Consider the following 25,173-nt stretch of genomic DNA (forward strand, 5'->3'; position numbering starts at 1 on the left):
GAAGCAACCCTCAAGATAAGATTTCTAAAAGTACGTAAAGAAAATACGTTAGATAGGTCCAAGGTGTAAGTGCAGTAATGCATTAAGCTAATGGATACTAAACTTTAAATCTTGACTGGAAATATTGTTGAGAGTCCTATCCCATTTTAGCAAAGCTAAAATGATGGAAGGACCTCGTTCAGAGTGTCCCAATGGTTAAGGCCGTAGGTCTTAAGCTTGGTAGACACTTACGAACCAATCGTATGGACAATCAATCCGTATGATGGTAAGTTTAACTGAGCGGCTATTTAGAAGGTTCGAAAATACTAACCTAAATTTTAAAATTGGCAGGTCGGCTACAGAACGAAATCAGAGATTTCTATTTCGCGACATTTGACCTACCAGCAAAAACAAGTTTTTGGGTTAGGTCAAGAATATAGTGACGATGGCAGTAAGGATACACCTGTTCCCATACCGAACACAGAAGTTAAGCTTACTAACGCCGATGGTACTCGGAGGGTGACCTCCCGGTAGAGTAGGAAGTTGCTAAACATCTAATACATACTAGCCACTATGGCTAGTAAAGTATTAAATGTATACTAAAAAAATATGTTAAGTATAAAAAATATATGCTTAGGTAGCTCAATGGTGGAGCACCCGGCTGTTAACCGGTAGGTTGTGGGTTCGAGTCCCACCCTGAGCGCCATAATTAGCCCCTCCGGCTTCTAGAGGAGTCGTGCCTAAGCACTAAATACCGCAGGCGGAGCCGAGGACTAATATATCGCGGGATGGAGCAGTTTGGTAGCTCGTCGGGCTCATAACCCGAAGGTCGTAGGTTCAAATCCTGCTCCCGCAACCATTTAATTTATATGGCGAAGTAGCTCAGCTGGCTAGAGCATTCGGTTCATACCCGGAGTGTCGGCGGTTCAAGTCCGTCCTTCGCTACCACTATTTTAATAAGGCCCTATGGTCAGCAGATCATTTCTAGCCAATCGGCAAAAGCCTCTTGGGAAATGAGTTGCATAGAACCTACTAAAGCTCACTAACGTTCGCTAAGTTAGGTTCGTAAAGCGGTTAAATTAAATATCTTACATATATAATAATTTTTATATGGCCCTATGGTCAAGCGGTTAAGACACCACCCTTTCACGGTGGTATCCCGGGTTCGAATCCCGGTAGGGTCACCACTATTATTTTTGCCTTTATATAAAAGAGATAGTCTTCGTTTAACGGGGATACCACCGACGGTGGTAAGTTTTTCGGATTCATCAATAGCTTACGCTTTGATTCATCTCGAAAATGAAAAGTACTTTGTACTTTTCACCCTACAAGGGACTGGGTTACGAATCCCAGACTCCGTTTTACAGAATCTTCATCTTATTTATTAGGTAAAATATGGAAGTATAGCTCAGTTGGGAGAGCATCTGCCTTACAAGCAGGGGGTCACAGGTTCGAGCCCTGTTACTTCCACCATAATGCTAGCATGGATGGCTTATAAAAGATTTTCTATTGAGAAGTTTAAGATTTAAGCTAGAAAAGTTAGTGAATTTATTTACTAGGGTAAATATTACCCTAGCCCAACCCTTTACATAGGTACGCTGATGTAGCTCAATTGGCAGAGCAATTGATTTGTAATCAATAGGTTGTAGGTTCAAGTCCTATCATCAGCTCCAAATAAGTCTGTTCAACATTTTTATTTGGATTCATGTAATGTAAGAAGGCTTTAGCCGAGAGAATAAAATAATATCGGCTGTTTAATGGCTCGGTAGTTCAGCTGGTTAGAATGCCGCCCTGTCACGGCGGAGGTCGTGGGTTCGAATCCCATCCGAGTCGCCATTTAAATTTTTATTACCAAAATTTTAGGAAAAATTGATTTTTTTATAATACTATTATATATTTATGCGGATGTGGCTCAGTGGTAGAGCATCGCCTTGCCAAGGCGAGGGTCGCGAGTTCGAATCTCGTCATCCGCTCCACTATATCACCAGATATCCCGAACAACCGATGTTTGGTTTGGTGATTTTTTAATATGCGGGTGTAGCTCAGTGGTAGAGCCCCAGCCTTCCAAGCTGGTTGCGAGGGTTCGATTCCCTTCACCCGCTCCAAATCACTTGTAGTGTTTCAGATGCATAGCATCTGAAATCTTCGAGATGAGCGTAGCGAATCCGAAGAACTAAGCGAGAGAAGCATAAGCTTCTTGAGCGCACAAAAAACTAAATTTTTGCGTCATTAGCTCAGCTGGATAGAGCGTCTGGCTACGGACCAGAAGGCCTGGGGTTCGAATCCTCAATGACGCGCCACTTTTATTATAACCCTTGTAAATTCAATCTTTACGAGGGGTTATTTTTATTTGTTACGAGACTTACTACGACCGATCAATGTTTGATATTGGAAAATGTTTTAATTATGTTATAATAACTATAAAGACAAAACTTTAACACAATGGTGTAATTCAATAGCTAGAATATAATTATGGAGGATAATATGAAATTAGACAGAAAGTTTGTATCTAAATATTATGAGCATGTAGAAGATTTTCCTGATTTAGACATTGATCTTTCAAAAACAATTCTTTTAATTGTTGACTATCAAAATGAGTTTTGCCTAACTGATTTTGGTGAAGCTAAAGAATTTAAAGAACAGGGCATGTGGGAATCTTGGAAACCATATTTTGATAAAATGCATGAAGTTGCCCTTCCAAATACTGAAAAAGTTCTAAATTATTTTAGAGACAATGATTTGCTAGTTTCATATGGTCTAATCGCTTGCCAAAGAGAAGATGGTAGAGATAGATCTCCAGTTCAAAAATCTGAGGGCTGGAATAATATGCTTATGCCAGTTAATTCATTTGCGGCAGAGGTGGTTGACCCTCTAAAACCAATCGATGATGAAATTGTTGTTTATAAGACAACTGATTCAGTAACAACAGGAACTAATTACCTACATCTACTAGACAATATGGATATTGAAACTGTAGTTGTATGTGGTATGGTTACTGACCAATGTGTAGCTTCAACTGTAAGAGGACTTGCTGATGCAGGCTATAATGTTATCACTGTTCATGATGCCTGTATTGCAGCATCAGAAGAACTCCACGATGCAGAACTAAAAATAATGAATGTGATTTATACTTATGTATTAAGCACTGAAGATACTTTAAAATTACTAGAAGAAAGTAAGTAAGAAAAAATTATAGGGGGCCTTTTGGCTCCTTTTTTATTGAAAAATTTTGATATAGATTAATTTCTTTATAATATCTTAACTACTAATGGAGTATCATATAGATATAATCAAATAAAAATTATAGAAAGGAATTAATTATGTCTAAAAGACCTTCAAATAAAAATTCTTCTTTGCCATATTTTCTATCAGGCCTAACGGGAGCTTTGGTAGGTGGGCTTTTAATATTTTTCTTAACAGGCGGATTAGGAGCCATGAGTAATGATTCTAATACAGAGGCGGTAGATCCTCCACAAACCCAGGCTGAACAAGCAAATGTTTCTAAAAATCAAATAGATAAAAGTATAGGAAACCTTGATGATGAAAGTGATTCTTCTATGGAATCTAAGGTTGTGAAAAAATCTATAGATAGCGTTGTTGGTATTACAACTAAGTCTCAAGTAACCCAAAATACTTTTTGGGGTCCACAATCTGGATATGTGGAAGGTATCGGATCAGGATCTATTGTTAGCAGCGATGGATATATCCTAACTAACTCCCATGTTATAAGTAATGGAGAAGCTAGTGAAATAAGTGTGCTTTTCAATGATGGGACAACAGCGCCTGCAAAATTAGTTTGGAATGACTCAACTCTTGACCTTGCTATTATTAAGGTAGAAAAGAAAAACCTGCCAGTAATGGAGCTAGCTGATAGTGATAAGGTTGGAGTAGGTGATAGGGTTGTAGCTATTGGAAATCCACTTGGTTTTGAACTCCAATCCACAGTAACTAGTGGAATAATCTCAGGACTTAATCGTACAGTAAGTTTTCAAACCGGGGCACAAATGGATGGTTTAATGCAAACAGATGCAGCTATAAACTCAGGAAACTCTGGTGGTGCATTGCTAAACTCAAAGGGCCAACAAATCGGTATCAACTCTGCAAAAGCTGGTAACAGTGATGGGATTGGTTTTGCAATACCAATAAATACAGTAAAAAATGTAATTGATCAAATTATAAAAAATGGAGAATATAAGTCAGTTTATCTAGGAATAACTGGCCAATCTCTAGACTACTTTAAACAATTCCCACAAGCAAATATGGGAGCACTTGAAGATGTAGAAGGAGTTTATGTATTTAATAACTTTGATCAAAATGGAATTTTCCAAAAAGGAGATGTAATCACTGCTGTTGACGGCAAAAAAGTTACAGATATGGCATCACTAAGAAAAGTTCTTCTTGATTATCAAATAGGTCAAAGTGCAGAAATCACATTAATAAGAGATGGAAAAGAGCAAAAGATTAACTTTACATTTTCTATAGATTCATCAAATGTAGATGAATATAAACAAGCCAGTCCAGAAAATAAAATAGAAAAAAATGAAGAGGATAGGGAAAGATCAAATCCATTTTATAATCTTCCATAAAAATAAAAGCTTGCTTAAATTTAGCAAGCTTTTTTACTTAAAATAAATCGCCCTCGTTATAAACCATATCCCAGAATTTAAGTTCATAGAGCAGGCAGTTTTTGAAAATATCTATCAAAATATCTCTTTTTGTATCAGTCATATCCATGCCAATTTCATTAATCTCATCAACCGTACCATCTACATATGAAAGATAAACAGGATCTAGGTATCCAGTTATGAATTTTCCGTAGATATCATGGTTTTTGGCTTCGGGATTTACCTTATCAATATATCTAAAAATATTTACATAACCCAAATCACAAGCCATAAGGACCATTAAGATTTCTTCATAGCCACCAATTAATGATTGAGAAATCCTATAATTTGAATAAGAAAGATTAGTAAGATTTGAAGGTCTTTTTTCAATTTCATCCACATCTATACCAAAATCACGCATAACCCCACGGTGGATAGCCATCTCATTTTCCATGCAATTATTTAATAGATAGGAAAACTTGCGGATGATTTCCTTATTATTTGTTTTTGTAATACCAATGGCAAAAATCTTGACATGGTCCCATAGGTAAATGTAGTCTTCTTCAAGATAATATTTAAATTTAGATACTTCAAGGTCCCCATTAATCAAACCTAGTATAAAAGGATGGTTGTAAAGCTCTTGCCAAATGTCCTCAGTTTTTTCGTATAAATAGTCAATAAATTTCATAAATCCTCCAATACATAGACCATACCCGATATTACTTTAAATTTTCTATATAACTGATATAGTATAAGTAACAATTAAATATTACTTTTATATTCGGGGTGCCAAGTGCTGAGATTATACCCGCAAACCTGATAAACATAATAGTTTCGTAGGGAAATAAAAAGGCAATGACAACTCTTTTTTCCGAATATAAGAAAAAAGAGTTTTTTATTTTTTAATTGTGAATTTGGATATAATAAAGGAGAATGTAATGAAAGCAAAGTTTGACGGTTATGCTAATAAATATGATGAATGGTTTATGGAAAATGAAAATATGTATTTAACAGAGCTAAATGTTGTAGAAATGGCTCTAAAAAGTGTAAATACAGAAAAATCATTATCAGTTGGCTGTGGTAGTGGATTGTTTGAAGTTTCTCTAAAAGATAGGGGAATTACAATCACAGACGGACTAGAACCATCAGAAGATATGGCTGCCATAGCTGAAAAAAGAGGTTTAAATGTAATTGTTGGCATAATTGAAGATTCCAAACTAGAAGAAAATCACTACGACTGTATTTACCTTAATGGTTCATCAACATATATAGAAGACTTAGAAAGTGCTTACAAAACAGTTTATAAAGCACTAAAACCAGGCGGACACATTGTAGTAATCGATGTGCCAAAAGAAAGTTCATTTGGAATTCTTTACCAATTTGCAAGCCACGCAAAAACATTTGATTTGCCAAATTTCGATGGTATTTTACCAAAATCACCATATCCAATAGAATTAATTACATCAACAGTAATGACAACTACACCAGAAAAACGTGATATTTTAGAAAATATTGGATTTAAAGACTTCAAATATTATCAAACTCTTACAACAGATCCAGCATATTCAGATGACTATGTAGAAGAAGCGGTAGAAGGATATGACAAGGGATCATATGTTGCAATAGTAGCAGAAAAATAAGTTATAAACATAATTAATAAGCATTAAAAGGAGGCCAATTGGTCTTCTTTTTATATGTCAAGAAAAATCCTTGACACTACTTTGAATACGTTGTATAATGCATAAGTCAAGTAAAAAGCTTGACAAGGTAATTTGTTGAAAATTACAAAAAAATTAGTGGAGCATTATGGAAAAAATTGTTAAAGTGGCCGAACTATTCGACATTTATGGACCGCTACTAAATGAAAAACAACGTGATGTTATAAATTGCTATTACAACGAAGACTTGTCCCTACAAGAGATTGCGGATAATAATAACAAATCCAAGCAAGCAATTTCAGATATGATGACTCGTTCAGTTGACAAATTATTTGAGTTTGAAGATGAGCTTTCTTTGCTAGAAAAAAAAGAGGGGCTCAAGGATGCTCTTATGAGTATAAGAGAGCTGATGGAAAGTTCAAATTATGAACAAGCAATTGAAAAAATAACAGAAGAAATTGAAAAAATTTAGGGAGTGATAATATGGTGTTTGAAGGCCTATCCGACAGACTCCAAGAAACCCTTGGAAAACTAACCGGAAAAGGAAAATTAACAGAAAAAGACATCGATAGTGCAATGAGAGAGATAAGACTTTCACTTCTTGAAGCTGATGTTAACTACAAAGTCGTAAAAGAATTTGTAAAAACAGTTAAAGAACGCGCACTAGGCGAAGATGTCATGCAGTCACTAAGCCCAGGTCAAATGGTAGTTAAAATCGTAAATGAAGAGCTAACCAATTTGATGGGAAAAGAAAACTCCAAACTAGATCTTAAAGGAAGCACACCACATATGGTAATGATGGTTGGGCTTCAAGGTTCTGGTAAAACCACTCACTCAGGTAAATTAGTATATAAACTTAAAAGCGAAAACAGAAATCCAATGCTAGCAGCCCTAGATATTTATAGGCCGGCAGCTATTGACCAATTAAAAGTAGTTGGTAGCAAAGCGGGAGTTCCAGTTTTTGAAGAGGGCAAACAAGACCCAGTAATTACAGCTCAAAATGCAAAAGATTTTGCAAGGGCAAATAATTATGATACAGTCATCCTCGATACAGCAGGACGTCTTCAAATAGATACTGATTTGATGGAAGAGCTAAAAGCAATCAAAGAAGCAACAAAACCTGACGAGATCCTCCTAGTAGTAGATGCTATGACAGGACAAGAAGCAGTAAATGTTGCAAAAACTTTTGATGAATACCTAGACATCACCGGTGTAATACTCACCAAGCTTGATGGTGATGCTAGAGGTGGGGCAGCCCTATCCATAAGACAAGTAGTTGGAAAACCAATAAAATTTGTTGGTGTAGGTGAAAAACTAGAAGACCTAGAGCCATTTTATCCAGATAGGATGGCAAATAGGATTTTAGGAATGGGAGATGTTTTATCTTTAATAGAAAAAGCAGAAGCCCAAATCGATCTTCAAAATGCCAAAGAGCTTGAAGAAAAGATGAGAAATCAAACCTATACCCTAGATGATTTTATGGAACAAATCAACCAAATCAGGAATATGGGTCCATTAGAAGACTTACTTGCAATGATACCTGGTGTAAATAACAAAATGCTAAAACAAATCAACGTAGATGACTTAGGTTTTGAAAGAATTGAAGCACTTATAAGCTCCATGACACCAGCAGAGCGTGAAAAACCAGAAATAATCGGCAAAAACCGCAAAGATCGTATATCAAAAGGATCTGGAGTTAATGTAAAAGAGTTAAACAAACTCTTAAAACAGTTTAAAGAACTGAAAAAAATGATGAAACAAGTTTCAAATATGCAAGGAAAAGGCAAAAAAGGAAGAGGCATGAGAATGCCAAAAATGCCTAAATTTCCTTTTTAATAGCTAGACAAACTATTAATAAATATTAAATTTGTTTCTAAAACGTCAAAATGAAAGGAAGTAAAAATGGCAGTAAAAATTAGATTAAAAAGAATGGGACAAAAGAAAAGACCATTCTACAGAGTTGTTGTAGCAGATAGCAGAAGCCCAAGAGATGGTAAATTCATCGAAGAAATCGGATATTACAATCCAGTAAGCGAACCTAAAGAATTTAAAATCGATAATGAAAGAGCAAAATATTGGGTTGGCACTGGTGCAAAACCAACATCAATCGTTGAAAAACTTTTCAATGACAATGATGTACTAGCTTAAGAATTATGAAAGAACTTGTAGAAACAATAGTAAAAGAACTTGTAGAAGAAAAAGATCAAGTAGAAATCGAAGAAAGCCGCAATGACGGTGAAGTTAATATCATAATCCATGTAGCTGAGTCTGATAAGGGCAGAGTGATAGGAGTAAGAGGAAATATTATAAACTCAATCCGTACTATCGCAAGATCAGCAGCTATAAAAGAAAATGTTAAGGTTAATATAAAAATATGAGAATAACAGTAGCAGAGATAGTAACTACCCACGGTGTACGTGGCAATCTGAAAGTAAAAAGCCTAAGTGATTATGAAAAAAGATTTGAAAACGGGGCAAAATTACTAATCGGAGATGAGGAGCTTACAGTAGAATCATCCTTTGATCAAAAAGGTTTAAAGGTTATCAAATTTAACGAATATGACGATATAAATGATGTTCTTAAATTTGTGGGCAAAGATATAACCATAGAAGATTCTGAGCTTGGAGAGCTCAATGAAGATGAGTATTATGTTTTTGAGTTAGTTGGACTAGATGTGAAAAGCCATGGGCAAACAGTAGGCAAAATCACAGATGTCATCACAGGCGTTTACCCAAATGATGTTTATGTCATAAAAACAGAAAAAGATGAAGTTTACTTTCCAGCCTTAAATGCTACTGTAAAAAATGTTGATATAGAAAATGGCTTTATAGAAGTAGAAAACTTTAGTGACTATGAATAAAATAACCATCCTGACCCTATTTCCAGAAAGTTTTGAATTTCTAAAGACTTATGGAGTCATAGGCAAGGCTATTTCAAAAGGATTATTAGAACTTGAATTTGTAAATATAAGAGATTTTTCAAATAATAAACATAATCATGTAGATGATACCGTTTATGGTGGAGCAGCAGGAATGCTTATGAGACCACAACCTATATATGATGCTTTAATGTCTGTAAAAAAACCAGGATCCAAGGTAGCCTATATGTCTGCTGCAGGATCTCAATTCAATCAGAAATTAGCAATCGACTTTGCAGAAATTAAACATCTTATACTTATTTGTGGCCACTATGAAGGCATAGATGCAAGAATAACCAACCACTATGTAGATTATGAAATCTCAATTGGCGATTATGTCCTAACAGGTGGTGAAATCCCAGCTATGGTTGTAATCGACTCTATGGCAAGATTTATAGAAGGTGTAGTTGGTAAGGAAGAATCCCTAGTTACAGATTCACATTACAATACATTATTGCAGCAAGATGAATTTACCAAGCCACGCGAATTTAATGGATACATGGTGCCACAGGATTTATTAAGTGGTGACCATAAAAAAATTGCAGCTTGGAATAAAAAAAGTGCAATAGAAAAAACAAAAAGAGTCAGACCAGACTTATATGAAAAATTCCTAAGAGAGGAGAATGAAAATGGACTTAATTAAAAAAATTGAACAAGAAAACTTACGTGAAGATCAATATGACTTTAACGTAGGAGATACAGTTAGAATATCTTATAGAATTAAAGAAGGTGAAAAAACTAGACTTCAAGACTTTGAAGGTACAGTTATCAAAATCAAAGAAGGTGGAGTAAACAAAGCATTCACACTAAGAAGAATTTCTTACGGTGTAGGTGTTGAAAGAACTTTCCTTTACAACTCACCAAGAATCGAAAAACTTGTAGTAACAAGACACGGTAAAGTACGTCGTGCAAAACTTAACTACCTACGTGGTCGTCAAGGTAAAGCTACAAAAGTAAAAGAAAAAACAAACTACTAAAATTAAGGCTGTATATTTAATATGCAGCTTTTTTATTACAAAAATTTTGATATAATAAAGCTAGCATGTCTAGAGGGAGATAAATATGGCAATGAATATAAATTGGTATCCAGGTCACATGAAAAAGACCAAGGAAGAGATCCAAAATAACTTAAAACTAGTAGATATAGTCCTAGAAATAATAGATGCCCGCATACCAGAATCATCCAGAAATCCTATGCTTGATGAGATTTTGGGAGATAAGCCGCGTTTAATAGTGATGAACAAATCAGACCTAGCCGATAGTAAGGTAAATAAAATGTGGATTAATAAATTTAAAGAAGAGGGAATAGCTGCCACACTTATGAATTCTAAGGAAAAAATAAATGTATCTAGAATTTATGATATGGCAAAGGCAGAGCTTTCTGAAAAATTTGAGCGAATAGAGGCAAAAAACATTGAAAATAAAGTCATTCGAATGATGATAGTAGGTATTCCAAATGCAGGCAAATCTACCTTTATAAATAATGTTGCAAAAAGAAAATCTGCAAACGTAGGAAACCGACCAGGTGTTACAAAAACCAAGCAATGGATAAAAACAAATGCAAATATAGAACTTCTAGACACACCAGGAGTACTTTGGCCAAAATTTGACGAAGAAACCGGACTAAACTTATCCTACACCCATGCCATAAAAGATGAAATTTTAAATATTGAAGATTTAACTCTTAAATTTTTAGAAAAAATGAAAGAAGATTATCCACAAAGTCTAAATGAAAGATACGGTGTAGATCCAGAAAAACCAGCCCTAGAAATCTATGAAGATATAGCCAGAAAACGTGGAGCAGTCACAAAGGGTGGAGATTTTGACTATACTAGAACTGCAAATATAATTTTAACAGATTTTAGGTCAGGCAAACTTGGAAAAATTACATTAGAGCGCCCATGAAATATTCAGAATATAATGATCAAATAAAAAAACAAATATATGAAAAATATTCATTAATAGCAGGAGTGGACGAGGTAGGCCGCGGACCCTTGGCAGGACCTGTGGTAACTTGTGCCGTAATCATGAAAAAAGATTCTAAAATCGAAGGGGTAACTGATTCTAAGAAGCTAAGTCGTAAAAAAATGTTAGAATTAAAAGAGCAAATCATAGATGATGCCCTTGCGGTTTCTTATGGCTATGCCAATAATAATTTGATAGATGAGATAAATATCAGGCAGGCAACCCTATTTGCAATGAAAAATGCAGTTGAGAATTTAAATATAAAGCCAGAAATTTTGCTAATAGATGCAGAAAGAATTGACTCAAATATTCCTCAATTAAATATTGTAAAGGGAGATTTAAATGAATATGCTATTTCCTGTGCATCGATTTTAGCAAAGATCCGTAGGGATGATATTATGATTAATTTTTCAAAAATCTATCCAGAATATTCTTTTGATACAAATGTAGGCTACGGGACAAAAAAACATTACGAGGCTATTGATAACAATGGAATTACTCCCATCCATAGACTAAGTTTTTTGAAAAAATATTATGCCAAACAGGAAAGTTTTTTATGAGTGAAAAAAGAAAAATAGGTGACCTTGGTGAGGAGATAGTTGTTAGCTTTCTAATAGAAAATGGCTATGAAATCCTAGACCGTAACTACCTAAAACCCTATGGGGAAATTGACATAATTGCTATGAAAAATGATATAGTTTGTTTTGTGGAAGTAAAGGCTAGAAAAAATGTAAAATTTGGCTATCCCAGAGAAGCAGTAAACTTTTATAAGCAACAACGCATCGCAAAGGCTAGCCAAACTTATCTAATTGAGAACAATCTTACAAATTATATAATGAGATTTGATGTGGCGGAAGTATTTACTGAAAGTAGAAAGATAAATTATATTGAAAATGCATTCTAAATACACAAATAGAGAAATAATATTATACTTAAACTACATATTTTTAGATAATCGTGTCATTTTAAAGATTAATGAAACCATAGGTTTTGATAATTTCTTTGACAAATCTAGGATAGATTTAGATTTTTTAATAGATAAGATATATGAAAAAATATTTAATGCTAAATCCATTGAAGATTTTAAAGATTACCATGAAAAAGTTAGTAAATATGGATATAATTACGTAACTATTTTAGATGAAGATTATCCAGAAAACCTTAGATATATTGAAGATAGGCCTGCTATATTATTTTATAAGGGTGAACTAAACCACGAAAAAGATAAAAACTCCATCGCCTTTGTAGGTGCAAGAAAATGCACTGATTACGGTAAATGGGCTTGTAAAACTTTAAGTCAAGGGGTTTCTGCTGAGGGAATTACAACTGTATCTGGACTTGCTTATGGGATAGATGCAATTTGCCATAAATCAACTTTGGAAGTTGCTGGCAGGAGTATTGGTATTATTGGATGTGGCATAGATAAAATTTATCCCAAACAAAACCGCAATTTGTATGAACAACTAGAAAATAATGGACTAATTTTATCAGAATTCCCCCTAGGAACTGAACCAAAACCCTATAATTTCCCAAGAAGAAATAGAATTATATCCGGTATTTCGCTTGCAACAGTAGTTATTGAAGCAAAAGAAAAATCTGGAACCATGATTACAACTAGGTGTGCTTTAGAGCAAGGCAAAGAAGTCTTTGCAGTGCCTGGAAATATAAATTCTATTTATTCTAAGGGTACAAATAAACTTATCCAAGAGGGTAGCAAATTAATTACAAGTGCTGATGATATCCTAGAAGAACTTGATTATCTATTGGATATAAATCAAATAAAATCAATTACTGATTACTCATCACTTGCAAATGATGAGCTAGAAATAGTAAGATATATCGAAGAAAATCCAAATACTACTGCAGACTTACTTGCAGCAAATTTATCATATAATATAGATGAAATTAATTATCTTTTAACATCGCTCGAACTTAGAGATTATATAGAAAATATTGGAAATAATGAATTTACAACAAAGAGGTGAAAAGCTTGGCTAAAAATTTAGTGATAGTAGAATCCCCAACAAAAGCAAGATCGATCGGCAAGATGCTAGGTAGCAATTATAAGGTAATGGCGACCATAGGACACTTGCGTGACCTACCAAAGTCAAAATTTGGTGTAGATATAGAAAATAACTTTGAACCTGAATACATAAAAGTAAGGGGCAGGGCAAAAACTATAAATGAACTTAAAAAAGAAGCTGATAAGGCAGATAAAGTTTACTTGGCAACTGACCCGGATAGGGAAGGTGAAGCCATTAGCTGGCATTTAGAATATCTTTTGGGTCTTGATCCAAAAGATAAAAATCGTGTAGAATTTCATGAAATTACAAAGGAAAATGTAAAAAATGCCATCAAAGCTCCAAGGCAAATCGACCAAAATTTAGTAGATGCCCAACAAGCTAGAAGGGTTATGGATAGGATAGTAGGTTATGAAATAAGTCCTATTTTGTGGAAGCGAGTAAAATCTGGTCTTTCAGCTGGCCGTGTTCAATCAGTTGCGCTAAAACTAATTGTAGAAAAACAAAAAGAAATAGATGCCTTTGTACCAGAAGAATACTGGACTATAACTGCTGACCATAACCACGATAATACAAAATTTATATCAGAATTTTATGGTAAGCCTAGTAAAAGGATAAAAATCTCAAATGAATCTGGTGCTAATAAGGTATTAGATGCTATAGATAAGGACAATTTTAAGGTAGTAGAAGTTAAGAAGACAAAAAAATCTCGTAAACCACCAAAACCTTATACAACATCAACCCTCCAACAAGATGCATCAAATAAATTGGGATATTCTACAAAATATACCATGCAATTGGCCCAACAACTTTTTGAAGGTATAGATGTAGGAGATGGATCTGTTGGTTTGATTTCCTATATGAGAACTGATGCTACAAGAATTTCATCAGAAATTGTGGGAGAGTCTTTAAAATATATAAAAGATAAATATGGAGATAAGTATGCTGGAAAGGGCAATAATCATGGGGGCAAGAAAAAAGGCAGCCAAGATGCCCACGAATCCATACGTCCAACATCAATTTTTAGAGACCCTATCTCAGTAAAACCTTATTTATCAGACCAACAATATAAGCTTTACAAATTGATTTGGACAAGGGTTGTTCAATCACAAATGACAGATTATGAATACCTTTCAACTACAATTAATTTTGATAATAATGGCTTAATTTTTAAATCAAATGGTAAAATCACTATTTTTGAAGGATTTAACAAAATAAGTGGGGGCCTTGAAAATGAAAATATCCTTCCAGAGCTTAAAGAGGGAGATGTAATATCTGCTACAAAAATAAAAAAAGACCAACACTTTACAAATCCACCAGCAAGATATACTGAAGCAAGTCTAGTAAAGGTCCTTGAAGAATTTGGCATTGGACGTCCTTCAACTTATTCAGCAACAATAAACCAAATTGTAAATAGAAACTATGTAGAATACGAGGGCAGGTCTATTTATCCAACAGAACTTGGTTTTACTGTAAATGACTTCTTGCAAGAGAATTTTGATGACATAATAAATGTAGAATTTACCGCAGATATGGAAAATCAATTGGATAAGATCGCCGAACATAAAATATATTGGAAAGACGTATTGGGCAATTTCTATACTGGTTTTGAAAAAGACATGAAAAATGTCAAAAAAGATGATACAGATTATAAGGTCAAAGATGAAGTTTTAGATGAAAAATGTCCAAAATGCGGTCATGCTCTAGCTATAAAACACGGCAGAAATGGTAAATTTATCGGTTGTACCAATTTTCCAGAATGTAATTTTACAAAATCAATAGTAAAAACTACTGGAGTTACTTGTCCAAAATGCAAAACTGGAGAAATTATCGAAAAAGTTAGCAAAAAGGGTAAAAGATTTTATGCCTGTGATAATTATCCAAAATGCGAATATGCAGTATGGGATCCACCAACAGGAGAAAAGTGCCCAGAATGTGGTGACCTTTTAGTTCATAAGAAAAATAGAAGAGTCGATGAGATAAGATGTGCTAACTGTGATTATATAAAAGAAAAGAAGAGATGAGAATAATTTCTCATCTCTATTAATTTAAAATCTTACATCTATTTTTTTTATTACATAAAATCTAAATGCTTGGCTGATAATTACTAGTAGAAGGCTTAACCATAAATTATTAGTAATAGCATCAAAGGTAAGGGAGCTTGAGTTGAATGCACTTGAAAGTACAAGTCCTATAACACATCCAATAAGTGGGTTTACTTTTAATAAGTAGGAAATTACAGATGCAATTACTGATATGCTTAATAAATTTAAAACAAATTTCAATAATGCTTCATTTAATGACAGATTCATAATTGTTTTGCTTAAAGAATCATCCTCAAAACTAGGACTATTTATATATACTCCCACTATAAAATCTACAATTAGCTTTAACATTATTACAGCTATTAACGTGATTATAATATCCTTTAAAAGCAATCCCCAAGCAATATCATTTCTCTTATTACCTAGTTTGCTAGCAGTTGGGAGAATATCGCCCATGGATTGGGCCTGGGACATTGCTACTATAACAACTATGGCTATTATCATCATTCCACTTAAAATCAGCAAAATTGTATTAATTCCACTAGTTCCAATTTCTTTCATGATTTCTTTGCCTAAACCAAAATATGCTACCAAACTGCCAAAAATAATACCTATAAAGGCACCGAGTAGTCCTCTTAAATCTAGCTTCAAGGAAGCTTTTATAACTTTTGTAATTCCATTCATATTAAACCTCCATATTCAATGACTTAAATAATTCATCAAGTGGCATTGGCTGAACGACAGACTTTGCCCTCAAGTTTTCAAGTTCAGCTCTAGTAAATCGATCATAAACATATGCTATAACTTGTCCGCCAATATTGTTTGTATGTATGATATTCTTACCATCTAGCAAGCTAAGGTCATTAGGATCTAGAGTTATTTTTAGAGAACTTTCTGAAAGTGCTTCTACAGAGTCATTGATAATTACTTTTTGACCCTTAAGAATTATGACATCATCAGCGATTTTTTCTATATCTTTTAAAAGATGAGATGATAGGATGATTGTAGAATTGTCATGATCTTGGTAAGACAAAATCTTTTTGTAAAGCATATCTTTGTTTATTTCATCAAGTCCTGTTGCAGGTTCATCTAAATATAAGTATTTTGCTCCGGATGATAGGCCAATTATTGTCCTAAATAGAGATTTATTACCAAATGATAATTTATCATATCTTTTCTTTTTATCAATATTAAATAAAGTCATCAGCTCATCAAATCTTTTCTGATTGAAATTAGGAGATAGGGTTTTGAAACTAGATATTAGAGTTTTTAATTTTTCCCCATTTTGATTTTCACTTATAAAATCATCACTGATTATCGCTATGTCTTCTTTAAATGATTTATCATTTTTAATGTCAACACCATTAATTTTTACATTGCCCTCATACTCACATATTTGATTTGATAGGATTTTCATCAAGGTAGTTTTACCTACACCATTTCTGCCAACAAGTCCAAAAATCTTTCCATTTTCCAAAGTTAAATTTATTCGATCAAGGACTAATTTGTCCTTATAGGATTTTTTTAGATTTCTAACTTCAATCATTAGATAGCTCCTTATAATTTTTCTCAATTTCTTTAATTAGCTCATCTTGACTTATGCCAAGCATTTGAATATTTTTTATTAAATCTGGTAGGATATTAGTCAAATATTCATTTTTTCTTTTTTCACTTATAATTTTTTTTGCATCACTTGTTACAAACATGCCCATTCCTCTTTTTTTATAAAGTATTCCTTCATCTACCAAAATATTAAGACCTTTCCTAGCAGTAGCTGGATTTATACCATATATATTAGCAAAATCCGTCGTAGATGGGGATTGGTCTTCTGGATTTAAAAGTCCATCTAGAATTTGATTTTCAACCATTTCTGCCACTTGTTCAAAAATAAGTTTATTAGAATCCATTCATACAGCCTCCTTATCAGTTAGTTACTTAAGTGACTAACTAACTTAATTTAATTATAACAGCTTATTTTTAATTGTCAACTTAATTTTGCAAAAAAAAAAAGAACTATCTTAATTGATAGTTCTTTTATAAATCGTTATTATCAATGTGGCTTACAATAATTAGTATAAGGCCAAAGCCCAGTGATGATAATTGAATAATTCCATTTATAGGAATTATGTGGAGTATTCCTAGAATGGCTCCCGAGATTGCTATAAATTTACCTACAAAATTTAAATTTTTTCTTGTCTTATTATCCATTTTTATTGCTCCTTTTGCTTAACTACATTCTTTGAAATCGCAAATGAGATATAACCTACAAGTAAGGTTACTATTAAAATAAGTATGATAGAGACCCAAATATTATTTTTAAAGTAGCCAATAATTTTCATTAAATTGTTTAAAATATCTGTGTATATATATAAGGAAACTCCTAAAACATAAAATATAACGGGAATTATAGAAAATAATCTAACCTTAATAGTGCCGTATCTATAGTACAAAGGAAGTTGTATAGAGATTAATATTACATAGAACACCATACCTAAAATAATTGCGATAATTATTTCTGATGGGCTTGAAATTGTTTTTTTAATAATTAGTACTAATATCAATCTTAGAAATACACTAAGTATAATTCCTATTAAACCAATTATAATCATCAAACCATATCTTGAACTAATAAGGTCATTTGTCGATACAGGAAGTGATCCATAAAATTTATCTAGATTTTCATTTGTATCAACTTCAAATGGGAGGGATGTTAGTTTCATAGCCATAAGTGTAGCTGCTAATAAAGCAGAAAATATTATGCTACTTGATTGTATGGTCATAATTGATGCTATTAACATATAATATAAAATTGGCAAAAGATATGATTTTATTAATTGCCACTGAATTTTAATTGTAGACATCCGTATCTCCTTTATTTATTCTTATTTTTAAAAATCATTATTTCTTCAATACTAGGACTTAATATTTGAAAATCATCATTTTTAAAATTCGATATATTTTTTGTTTCAATTAATGATTTAAAACCATAAGAAGAAATTTCATTAGCTATCATAAATTTTTTTATATTTTGGCTTAATTTTGATTTAGGTCCTTGTACAATTCGGTAATTTTCTAGAAACAATTCTTTTGAACCACTATAATCAATTTTTCCTTCATTTAAGTATATAATGTAGTCAGCTATTTTTTCTAAATCATTGGTAATATGAGTTGAAAATATAACACTATTTCTTTCAGTTTGTACAAATTCTTGTAGTATTTCGAGTAATTCATTGCGAGATATAGGATCAAGCCCAGAAGTAGGCTCATCAAGTATAAGAGTTTCTGAATTGTGAGCTAGAGCAACTGCTAGCATCAGTTTCATTTGCATGCCTTTTGACAAGGAAGATATAGTTTTTTCTTTATCTAGATTAAATATATCTATGTAATTCATATATTTTTTATGAGACCAGTTATTGTAAAATGGACTTATAGCTGTTTCTAGTGTTTCTGATGTCCAAAAGGAAGGAAAAAAGTTTGAATCTAGTACGACCCCGATTTTATCCTTATATATGAAGCTTTCGTCATTTATTTTATTATCATCCACATATATAGACCCACTATCAGCTTTTATAATATTTAATATAGAATTAATTAATGTAGTTTTTCCAGCACCATTTCCACCAATAATTCCAGTTATATATCCCCTTGGGAAGTCTGCAGATACATTTAATTCGAAATTTTTGTACTGTTTAATTAGCTTATCAATTCTTATTACACTATCCATATTTCCTCCTAATCATTAATTTCAATCTTATATATCATTTCTAGTAATTGTGTTAAATCTTTTAAATCTAGATTAGAAATATTAGCAAGATTTACAGCTTGGGAAAATAAGTTTTCGATTTCACGAATGTATCGTTCTTTAACAATTAGTGACTGAGTATCTCCAACAAAAAATCCGCTTCCTTGTACACCTACTACAAAGCCTTCATTTTCAAGTTCTTCATATGCTCTATTTACAGTTAATATGCTTACCTTTAATTCCTTTGCAAGGCTTCTTAGGGAAGGCAACTGTTCATTGTTTTTTAAATTGCCTTCAATAATTGCCTTAATTATTTGATTTTTAATTTGAATGTAAATTGGATCTTCACTTTGCGCATTTATTAGTATATCCATTAAGTTTTTATAACTCCTTATTATAATTGTACAACTGTATATATAACAGTATAACAGGTTTATTAAAAATGTAAAGTTAAATATAGCAAAAAAAAAAAGAACCACTTACGTGGTTCTAACTAAAAGTCTTATTTTACAACTACATTTTCACTATGAGTATGAGCGTGTTCGTTGTGGTATCCTTCTAGTTCTGATGTACAGTTTGGACATCTTGTTGCAGAAATAGCAATTTCTGATTTACAGTAACGACATTCTTTTGTAGTTGGTTCATCGCTAACTGGTTCAATTTTGTGCATAGATTTTAAAATTAAAAATAGCACTAATGAAATGATTAGGAATGTGATAATAGCGTTAATTAAGTTACCAAATTTAAGTGTTGCACCACCTACATTAACTACTAAGTCTTGGAAGTCTACTCCTGCTGTTAAACCAGTAATGATTGGCATTAATAAATCTTCTACAACTGAATTTACTATTGCTGTAAATGCAGTACCCATTATGATACCAACAGCCATGTCAAGAACATTACCCTTTTGGATAAAGTTTTTAAATTCTTTCCACATAATTATTCTCCTTTCAAATATTTGTCATCAGACATTATTCTTATACCTATAAATGAATAAACTAAACAATATTTTGATTTGACTAAAATAAGATATTTTTATAAGATAAAGTAACAGAGGTTATTATGAAAAATTTATTGGTTGATGATGAGTTTTATGATAAAATAAGAAATTATGCCGTGCTTATACCAATTATTGAAATCAATGGCAAAGACCATATACTTTTTGAAGTTAGATCTCAAAATATTCCCCAGCCTGGAGAAGTTAGTTTTCCTGGTGGAAGAGTAGAAATGGGAGAGACTTTTGAAGAAGCTGCAGTAAGAGAAACCATGGAAGAACTTTTGCTAGATTATGATGATATAGAATATCAGGGCTATTCTTCAATGATTTTAAATACTTCATATATGCACGTTAAAGCTTTTTATGGGCGAATACATAAAAAAATTGAAGAAATAAAGTATAATGAAGAAGTGGAAAAAGTTTTTGCAATAGACATAGATTATTTAAAAGAAAACAGGCCAAAATCCTACCACACACCATATAGATGGGATTTTCCTGAAGATTTTCCCTTTGATAAAATTCCAAATGGCAGGGAATATAATTTTCGGACTGGTTTTAATGATGTTTATTTTTATGATACTGACCCTGTAATATGGGGACTGACTGCAAAACTTTTAAAAAATTTTATAGAAAGTTTAGATTAATATGAGAAATGATATTAATAACAAACTCATCTCATATGCCAAAACTAATGATGCAATTGAATCTATGTTTTGCATCAAAAACGAAAACTATGATTCATTTTATAAGGTTTATACAATTGTAAATGAAATTATAATTGGAAAACTTGAAGAGGAATTAGTGGGTTTATTTGATGATGTTGTTCTAGTAAATAGAATAAAAGAAGAATTTACAATTGATAAGGCTAAGGTACCTTTTACATCCATAAATATTTATAAAAAAGATAATACTAAAATCACAGAAAGCATTATTTCTACTGATTATGCAGATGTCTTTATCAAAAAATTACCAAGTGATATAGATTTTATCTACAACAAACCAGGAGTGGATAGGCTAGATACCAATAACAATTTTAGGTATGAATCTCCAAAAGAATATGAATTTTTATCAACAATCAGAAATTTTTTTGCAAATGCTATCGAGGTTTCCTTATATATAAGTGAAAAAGATGAAATTGCAGCAAGCTTAAAGATGGAAGAGCTTAGAGGCTATTTATTATCTATGATAGATTTTTATGTAAAAGAAAAGTACGCCTACACCATGGATAAGGGCTATGACGGGCAAAAATTAAAAAGTACCCTAGACCTAGATACAAAGGAAAATTTTCTTTTGACTTACCATCATGAAGATTTGATGGATATTTATAATTCACTTTTTAAGGCTTGTGTTTTATTTAGAAAACTAGCCATGAAAATGTGTGAAATTCTAGGGTACTCTTATCCAAAAGAAATAGATGTAGAAAGTCTTAAGATTTTAAGAAGCAATTACAAAAAACTTGAGTCATTCTTAAGTTAGGGGTATTTATGAAAAACAAAAAAATCTTATCCTTGATTTTATCATTAATCCTAATTCTAGTTCCATTTCCTGCTTTTGCAGCCAATCAAAATAAAATTGTAGGCCTAGATGAAAATGTAAAAAGCTACATTATAGGTAATGAAAAAACAGGGGATATTTATTACGAAAAAAATGCTGATGAATCATTAGCAATGGCTTCATTAAGTAAATTAATGACCTATCTACTTACCAAAGAAGCTATTGATGAGGGTAAAATCTCCCTAGACCAAGAAGTGATAGCAAGCGAGGAAGCTGCCAAATTTAATAGTTGGGAATATTCTGCCCTGGGCTTAGAAGAAGGCGAAACTTACACAGTTGAAGAACTTTTAGAAGGCCTAATTGTAGCTTCTGGCAATGACTGTGCCTACCAACTTGCCCTTACTGTTGATGATTCTGAAACAGAATTTGCTAGAAATATGACAATGAAGGCTTCAGAGCTAGGTCTAAATAGTCAAATATATTACAATGCCAGTGGGGTAGACACTGAAGATGGACAAGAAAATTCATCTTCAGCCAGAGATTTATTTAAGCTAACCCAACATATAATAGAAAAATATCCAGAAATATTGGAATATGGAAGTGTCCGTGAAATTGTAGATCCAAGACGCAATATAAATGTAGAATCTACAGTCCCTTTAATCGGCGAAATTGATGGAGTAGATGGGCTAAAAACTGGAACAACTGACCAAGCTGGAGCTTGTTTGATTTCTACAACCGATATGAAAAAGCTAGATAGCAAAGATGACTTTAGGACCATCGGAGTTGTAATGGGAGCCGATCAAAAAGATACTAGAAATAGTGTAATGAGCGATTTGATTTACTATGTAAGTCGCTATTACAATCTTGAAAGTGTTCTTGATCAAAATGTTGCGGTAGATTCTATAAAAACAAATACAGCGACCCAAGGTTATGTAGATGTCTTCCCAAGTAAAAATGTAAATATAATCATAAAAGATGGAAAAAAAGCATCCGTAAAATATGATTTGAAAGATAAAATAAAAGCTCCACTTAAGGCTGGAGAAGTCCTTGGTGAGGCTTATGTGACATATGAGGACGAAGAATACAAAGTGCCTCTGGTTTCAAAAAATGACTTGAAAGAAGCATCACTATTTGCTAAGATTATTAGATCTAGTGAGGATGCAGCTGACTTTCTTCTAAAGGTATTGATTGCAAGGTAATAAGCCCGTGCGGCTTAGTGAGCACCATCGCCCAATAGGCGATGAGAAACCGCAGAGCAAAGCTCGAGGACCTTTCAACTTTATTTTATAATGACTTAATATATCGGGATTTTAGCTCGACTTCTCATACAGATCGGGGACTTTTTCCTCGGCCGCTGTGCTTCCTTTACTAGTTTCGTGCTTATGGCACGAAGCTTATTGGAAGCCATCCATGCTTTTGTTTCAGTAGCTCAGCTGGATAGAGCACCGCCCTCCTAAGGCGGGTGTCGGAGGTTCGAATCCTCTCTGGAACACCATTTATAATTAATTTTAAAATATCTTTTTATAAAGATATTTTTTTTGTATTTATTTTAAGGATTTTATATGACTGAGATTTTGAAAAAAGACTTTTCTGATGATGATTATTTTTTTATGAAAGAGGCTCTTTATGAGGCACGAATAGCTCGATTTGTGGAGGAAGTGCCAGTTGGTTGTGTGATTGTTTATGATGGTAAGATAATTGGACGTGGCCACAATTTTACATTTAAAGGTAAGTCTGGGCTTTTGCACGCTGAAATGATAGCTATAAAAGAAGCTAACGAATATTTTGATGATTTCAGACTTGAAAATACTACCATGTATGTCACTATGGAACCTTGTTCTATGTGTGCTGGAGCAATTATAAATTCTCGAATTAATCGACTTGTAATTGGTATTCCTGATCACAAAAGAGGTGCTTGTGGGTCAAATACAAACATTACTGGAGATAGGTCGCAATTACATTTTTTAGATGCCGAGTTTGGCTTATTGGCAGATGAATGTCTTTTTGAACTCCAAAGTTTTTTTAAAATGCTAAGGGCTAGAAGTAAGGAAAAAAAGCTGGCCTTAAAAGAACAAGAAAACAAATAATTCTATGACTTCCTTATGATGGAAGTCTCTTTTTATCTCAAAAATTGAGTTATTTATAGTATAATCATTTTAGAATTTAAATTAAGGAGAGTGTAATGAAAATTTCTTTAGTTAATCCATTAGAAGTAGACGAAAAAATAATTCAAAACCATAAAGAAAAATTAGAAGAAATGGGACATGAATTCATATTTTATGATGATAATGCAAAAGATGATGATGAGCTTATTGAAAGACTTAAAGATACTGATATTGCAATTGTAACTAATAAACCACTATCAGCAGAAGTCATTGTTGCAGCAGAAAATCTAAAATTAATTGATGTTGCTTTTACCGGTGTAGATCATATTGACTTAGATGCTGTCAAAGAAAATGATATTACCCTTTTAAATGCTAGTGGATATTCTGATGATTCTGTAGCAGAACTTGTAATTGGTCTAACAATTGCAGTTATGAGAAAATTTAATGAAAACAATGCAAATATTTTTGAAGGTCAAAATAACAATTTGATGGGAGAAACCATCCAAGGCAAAAAGTTTGGAATAATTGGGACTGGAAATATTGGTACAAAATTAATCGGTATTTTGCTAGCCTTTGGCTGCGAGGTCCTTGCTTACTCTAGAACTGAAAAAGAAGATATAAAAAATCTTGGTGTGACCTATGTGGACTTGGATACACTTTTAAAAGAATCTGATGTAATTTCCCTACACATTCCTAACAATAATGAGACCAAAAATTTCCTAGGCAAAGAAGAATTAGATAAAATGAAAGAAAATGCAATTCTTATAAATTGTGCTAGAGGGCCTGTTGTGGACAATGATTACTTAGCAAAACTTTTAAATGAAGATAAAATCCGTGCTGGAATTGATGTTTTTGATATGGAACCACCACTTCCAGAAGATTATCCATTAAGAAATGCAAATAATGTTGTACTTACAAACCACGTTGGCTTTTATACAAAAGAAGCTATGGCTAATCGTGCTGAGATAGTATTTAACAATATTTATGAATATTTAGATGGAAATATAATTAATGAGATAAAACTATGACAGACATTAAAATTATTGCAGTAGCGGGTGGATCAGCATCTGGAAAATCATCAATTGTCAGACATATAGATGAATATTTTAAAGATGATTTGATAGTTATCGGCCATGATAATTATTACAAGGCCCATGATGATATTTCTTTTGAAGAAAGGGCAAAGCTCAATTACGATTATCCTGGTGCATTTGATAATGATTTGTTTCATGAACACTTACTCAGGCTACAAAATGGCCAATCAATTGAAATGCCTACCTATGATTACACAATACACACTAGAAGCGATAAAACTATAACAATCAATTCGACAAAAATTATCCTTATTGAAGGAATTTTAGTTTTAGAAAACAAAAAAATTAGAAATATAACAGACACAAAAGTTTTTATAGATGCTGATAGCGATGTTAGACTGCAAAGAAGGATTTTAAGAGATACTAAAGAACGCGGTAGATCTCTTGATTCTGTTTTGGAACAATTTATAAAACAAGTAAAACCTATGCATGAAAAATATGTTGAGCCTACTAAAAAATATGCAGATATTATCATCCCTAGAGGAGCAAAAAATACAAAAGGGATTGAAATCTTACTAAGACACATTACTGACATGATTGAGGATAATTAAA

Annotated in this window: 30 protein-coding genes, 11 tRNA genes, 2 rRNA genes and 1 riboswitch; of the genes, 34 read left to right on the forward strand and 9 right to left on the reverse strand. The window is 32.8% G+C overall.

Annotated elements, in window-relative coordinates; all coding sequences use genetic code 11:
- From OC526_RS02360 to OC526_RS02425, 14 genes are all read left to right on the forward strand, one after another.
- Positions 1-119, forward strand: a 23S ribosomal RNA gene (locus OC526_RS02360); the annotation flags it as partial.
- Positions 120-414: 295 nt separating this feature from the next.
- Positions 415-531: ribosomal RNA gene (rrf, locus tag OC526_RS02365) — 5S ribosomal RNA — on the forward strand.
- A gap of 79 nt (positions 532-610) precedes the next feature.
- A tRNA-Asn gene (locus tag OC526_RS02370) sits at positions 611-685 on the forward strand.
- A 76-nt stretch (positions 686-761) separates the two neighbouring features.
- A tRNA-Met gene (locus tag OC526_RS02375) sits at positions 762-838 on the forward strand.
- A gap of 12 nt (positions 839-850) precedes the next feature.
- Positions 851-927, forward strand: a tRNA-Met gene (locus tag OC526_RS02380).
- 164 nt (positions 928-1,091) lie between these two features.
- A tRNA-Glu gene (locus tag OC526_RS02385) sits at positions 1,092-1,166 on the forward strand.
- Between the two features lie 210 nt (positions 1,167-1,376).
- A tRNA-Val gene (locus tag OC526_RS02390) sits at positions 1,377-1,452 on the forward strand.
- 124 nt (positions 1,453-1,576) lie between these two features.
- Positions 1,577-1,652 (forward strand) — tRNA-Thr (locus tag OC526_RS02395).
- 86 nt (positions 1,653-1,738) lie between these two features.
- Positions 1,739-1,815 (forward strand) — tRNA-Asp (locus OC526_RS02400).
- A 65-nt stretch (positions 1,816-1,880) separates the two neighbouring features.
- Positions 1,881-1,955: transfer RNA gene (locus tag OC526_RS02405), tRNA-Gly, on the forward strand.
- A gap of 55 nt (positions 1,956-2,010) precedes the next feature.
- A tRNA-Gly gene (locus tag OC526_RS02410) sits at positions 2,011-2,084 on the forward strand.
- Between the two features lie 118 nt (positions 2,085-2,202).
- Positions 2,203-2,279 (forward strand) — tRNA-Arg (locus tag OC526_RS02415).
- Positions 2,280-2,463: 184 nt separating this feature from the next.
- Complete coding sequence (locus OC526_RS02420) at positions 2,464-3,162, forward strand: cysteine hydrolase family protein (protein ID WP_262121989.1); 699 nt, start codon at positions 2,464-2,466, stop codon at positions 3,160-3,162.
- A 137-nt stretch (positions 3,163-3,299) separates the two neighbouring features.
- Positions 3,300-4,565 carry a S1C family serine protease gene (locus tag OC526_RS02425; protein WP_262121990.1) on the forward strand — a complete coding sequence of 422 codons (1,266 nt, stop codon included), beginning with the start codon at positions 3,300-3,302 and terminating at the stop codon, positions 4,563-4,565.
- A 37-nt stretch (positions 4,566-4,602) separates the two neighbouring features.
- On the opposite strand, the gene tenA is transcribed toward OC526_RS02425, so the two are convergent.
- On the reverse strand, positions 4,603-5,271 hold the full coding sequence (gene tenA / locus OC526_RS02430; protein ID WP_262121991.1) for a thiaminase II: 669 nt from the start codon (positions 5,269-5,271) through the stop codon (positions 4,603-4,605).
- A gap of 84 nt (positions 5,272-5,355) precedes the next feature.
- A riboswitch (TPP riboswitch) is annotated at positions 5,356-5,443 on the forward strand.
- A 78-nt stretch (positions 5,444-5,521) separates the two neighbouring features.
- On the opposite strand from tenA, the gene OC526_RS02435 reads away from it, so the two are divergent.
- From OC526_RS02435 to topA, 13 genes are all read left to right on the forward strand, one after another.
- Positions 5,522-6,223, forward strand: a complete 702-nt coding sequence (locus OC526_RS02435) for a class I SAM-dependent DNA methyltransferase (RefSeq protein ID WP_262121992.1) — start codon at positions 5,522-5,524, stop codon at positions 6,221-6,223.
- 166 nt (positions 6,224-6,389) lie between these two features.
- A complete protein-coding gene (gene ylxM, locus OC526_RS02440) occupies positions 6,390-6,713 on the forward strand; it encodes a YlxM family DNA-binding protein (RefSeq protein WP_115594946.1) in 324 nt (107 codons plus the stop codon).
- An 11-nt stretch (positions 6,714-6,724) separates the two neighbouring features.
- Positions 6,725-8,077, forward strand: a complete 1,353-nt coding sequence (ffh, locus tag OC526_RS02445; protein WP_262122005.1) for a signal recognition particle protein — start codon at positions 6,725-6,727, stop codon at positions 8,075-8,077.
- Positions 8,078-8,143: 66 nt separating this feature from the next.
- A complete protein-coding gene (rpsP, locus tag OC526_RS02450; RefSeq protein WP_101540903.1) occupies positions 8,144-8,389 on the forward strand; it encodes a 30S ribosomal protein S16 in 246 nt (81 codons plus the stop codon).
- 5 nt (positions 8,390-8,394) lie between these two features.
- Positions 8,395-8,619, forward strand: coding sequence for a KH domain-containing protein (locus OC526_RS02455; protein ID WP_262122006.1), 225 nt, complete (start codon positions 8,395-8,397; stop codon positions 8,617-8,619).
- Positions 8,616-9,101 (forward strand): ribosome maturation factor RimM, encoded by a 486-nt coding sequence (rimM, locus tag OC526_RS02460; RefSeq protein ID WP_262122007.1) that lies wholly within the window; start codon positions 8,616-8,618, stop codon positions 9,099-9,101. Before OC526_RS02455 ends, rimM begins: the two co-directional genes overlap by 4 nt.
- Positions 9,094-9,801 carry a tRNA (guanosine(37)-N1)-methyltransferase TrmD gene (gene trmD / locus OC526_RS02465; protein ID WP_262122008.1) on the forward strand — a complete coding sequence of 236 codons (708 nt, stop codon included), beginning with the start codon at positions 9,094-9,096 and terminating at the stop codon, positions 9,799-9,801. The genes rimM and trmD overlap by 8 nt, the downstream gene beginning before the upstream one ends.
- On the forward strand, positions 9,788-10,135 hold the full coding sequence (rplS, locus tag OC526_RS02470) for a 50S ribosomal protein L19 (RefSeq protein WP_262122009.1): 348 nt from the start codon (positions 9,788-9,790) through the stop codon (positions 10,133-10,135). Before trmD ends, rplS begins: the two co-directional genes overlap by 14 nt.
- Positions 10,136-10,226: 91 nt before the next feature.
- Positions 10,227-11,063, forward strand: a complete 837-nt coding sequence (ylqF, locus tag OC526_RS02475) for a ribosome biogenesis GTPase YlqF (RefSeq protein WP_262122368.1) — start codon at positions 10,227-10,229, stop codon at positions 11,061-11,063.
- On the forward strand, positions 11,060-11,683 hold the full coding sequence (locus OC526_RS02480; protein WP_262122010.1) for a ribonuclease HII: 624 nt from the start codon (positions 11,060-11,062) through the stop codon (positions 11,681-11,683). The genes ylqF and OC526_RS02480 overlap by 4 nt, the downstream gene beginning before the upstream one ends.
- Positions 11,680-12,027, forward strand: a complete 348-nt coding sequence (locus OC526_RS02485; protein WP_262122011.1) for a YraN family protein — start codon at positions 11,680-11,682, stop codon at positions 12,025-12,027. Before OC526_RS02480 ends, OC526_RS02485 begins: the two co-directional genes overlap by 4 nt.
- Positions 12,017-13,108 carry a DNA-processing protein DprA gene (gene dprA, locus OC526_RS02490; protein ID WP_262122369.1) on the forward strand — a complete coding sequence of 364 codons (1,092 nt, stop codon included), beginning with the start codon at positions 12,017-12,019 and terminating at the stop codon, positions 13,106-13,108. The genes OC526_RS02485 and dprA overlap by 11 nt, the downstream gene beginning before the upstream one ends.
- 5 nt (positions 13,109-13,113) lie before the next feature.
- A complete protein-coding gene (gene topA, locus OC526_RS02495) occupies positions 13,114-15,168 on the forward strand; it encodes a type I DNA topoisomerase (RefSeq protein WP_262122012.1) in 2,055 nt (684 codons plus the stop codon).
- 24 nt (positions 15,169-15,192) lie between these two features.
- On the opposite strand, the gene OC526_RS02500 is transcribed toward topA, so the two are convergent.
- From OC526_RS02500 to mscL, 8 genes are all read right to left on the reverse strand, one after another.
- Positions 15,193-15,873, reverse strand: a complete 681-nt coding sequence (locus OC526_RS02500) for a hypothetical protein (protein ID WP_262122013.1) — start codon at positions 15,871-15,873, stop codon at positions 15,193-15,195.
- A 1-nt stretch (position 15,874) separates the two neighbouring features.
- Complete coding sequence (locus OC526_RS02505) at positions 15,875-16,735, reverse strand: ATP-binding cassette domain-containing protein (RefSeq protein WP_262122014.1); 861 nt, start codon at positions 16,733-16,735, stop codon at positions 15,875-15,877.
- Positions 16,728-17,096: a GntR family transcriptional regulator gene (locus OC526_RS02510; protein ID WP_262122015.1), complete on the reverse strand. Its 369-nt coding sequence runs from the start codon at positions 17,094-17,096 to the stop codon at positions 16,728-16,730. Before OC526_RS02510 ends, OC526_RS02505 begins: the two co-directional genes overlap by 8 nt.
- A gap of 127 nt (positions 17,097-17,223) precedes the next feature.
- Positions 17,224-17,397: a hypothetical protein gene (locus OC526_RS02515; RefSeq protein ID WP_262122016.1), complete on the reverse strand. Its 174-nt coding sequence runs from the start codon at positions 17,395-17,397 to the stop codon at positions 17,224-17,226.
- Positions 17,398-17,399: 2 nt separating this feature from the next.
- Positions 17,400-18,050, reverse strand: coding sequence for an ABC-2 transporter permease (locus tag OC526_RS02520; protein WP_262122017.1), 651 nt, complete (start codon positions 18,048-18,050; stop codon positions 17,400-17,402).
- 11 nt (positions 18,051-18,061) lie between these two features.
- A complete protein-coding gene (locus tag OC526_RS02525; RefSeq protein WP_262122018.1) occupies positions 18,062-18,913 on the reverse strand; it encodes an ABC transporter ATP-binding protein in 852 nt (283 codons plus the stop codon).
- Between the two features lie 8 nt (positions 18,914-18,921).
- Complete coding sequence (locus tag OC526_RS02530; RefSeq protein ID WP_262122019.1) at positions 18,922-19,305, reverse strand: GntR family transcriptional regulator; 384 nt, start codon at positions 19,303-19,305, stop codon at positions 18,922-18,924.
- 128 nt (positions 19,306-19,433) lie between these two features.
- On the reverse strand, positions 19,434-19,868 hold the full coding sequence (gene mscL / locus OC526_RS02535) for a large conductance mechanosensitive channel protein MscL (protein ID WP_262122020.1): 435 nt from the start codon (positions 19,866-19,868) through the stop codon (positions 19,434-19,436).
- A gap of 125 nt (positions 19,869-19,993) precedes the next feature.
- On the opposite strand from mscL, the gene OC526_RS02540 reads away from it, so the two are divergent.
- The 7 genes from OC526_RS02540 to udk all read left to right on the forward strand — a co-directional run bounded on the left by OC526_RS02540 (position 19,994) and on the right by udk (position 25,172).
- Positions 19,994-20,572, forward strand: coding sequence for an NUDIX hydrolase (locus tag OC526_RS02540; RefSeq protein WP_262122021.1), 579 nt, complete (start codon positions 19,994-19,996; stop codon positions 20,570-20,572).
- A 1-nt stretch (position 20,573) separates the two neighbouring features.
- Positions 20,574-21,404, forward strand: a complete 831-nt coding sequence (locus OC526_RS02545; RefSeq protein ID WP_262122022.1) for an aminoglycoside 6-adenylyltransferase — start codon at positions 20,574-20,576, stop codon at positions 21,402-21,404.
- Between the two features lie 8 nt (positions 21,405-21,412).
- Positions 21,413-22,621 (forward strand): D-alanyl-D-alanine carboxypeptidase family protein, encoded by a 1,209-nt coding sequence (locus OC526_RS02550; RefSeq protein WP_262122023.1) that lies wholly within the window; start codon positions 21,413-21,415, stop codon positions 22,619-22,621.
- 219 nt (positions 22,622-22,840) lie between these two features.
- Positions 22,841-22,917, forward strand: a tRNA-Arg gene (locus tag OC526_RS02555).
- A gap of 67 nt (positions 22,918-22,984) precedes the next feature.
- A complete protein-coding gene (locus OC526_RS02560) occupies positions 22,985-23,509 on the forward strand; it encodes a nucleoside deaminase (protein ID WP_262122024.1) in 525 nt (174 codons plus the stop codon).
- A 95-nt stretch (positions 23,510-23,604) separates the two neighbouring features.
- Positions 23,605-24,555, forward strand: a complete 951-nt coding sequence (locus tag OC526_RS02565; protein ID WP_262122025.1) for an NAD(P)-dependent oxidoreductase — start codon at positions 23,605-23,607, stop codon at positions 24,553-24,555.
- Positions 24,552-25,172 carry a uridine kinase gene (gene udk, locus OC526_RS02570; protein WP_262122026.1) on the forward strand — a complete coding sequence of 207 codons (621 nt, stop codon included), beginning with the start codon at positions 24,552-24,554 and terminating at the stop codon, positions 25,170-25,172. The genes OC526_RS02565 and udk overlap by 4 nt, the downstream gene beginning before the upstream one ends.
- The last annotated feature ends 1 nt before the right edge of the window (position 25,173 follow it).

Origin of the sequence: Anaerococcus sp. Marseille-Q5996, from assembly GCF_946893725.1 — a bacterium.
GTDB classification, from domain to species: Bacteria; Bacillota; Clostridia; order Tissierellales; family Peptoniphilaceae; genus Anaerococcus; species Anaerococcus martiniensis.